Annotated in this window: 1 protein-coding gene; it reads left to right on the forward strand. The window is 69.5% G+C overall.

The annotated features are described in order from the left end of the window. On the forward strand, window positions 1–315 hold a 315-nt coding region (locus GSY69_RS13935), incomplete at both ends, for an integrase core domain-containing protein (protein ID WP_160954412.1).

Consider the following 315-nt stretch of genomic DNA (forward strand, 5'->3'; position numbering starts at 1 on the left):
CAAGGCTGCCCGCCGTGACCGGGGCAGCCTGGCCGGGGCGGTGTTCCACAGCGATCACGGGTCGGTCTACACCTCGGCTGACTACGCCAAACTCTGCGGCCAACTCGGCGTCACCCAATCCATGGGTGCCGTCGGCACCAGCGCCGACAACGCCCTGGCCGAGTCATTCAACGCCACCCTGAAACGCGAACTCCTCGCTGGCGCCGCCACGTTCACCGACGCCACCAGCTGCCGGCGGGCTGTGTTCCGGTGGGCCACCCGCTACAACACCCGCCGACGCCACTCCTGGTGCGGCCACCAGTCCCCGTCCACCTA

This window comes from Brevibacterium rongguiense, assembly GCF_009857845.1.
In the GTDB taxonomy this organism is placed as follows: Bacteria; Actinomycetota; Actinomycetes; order Actinomycetales; family Brevibacteriaceae; genus Brevibacterium; species Brevibacterium rongguiense.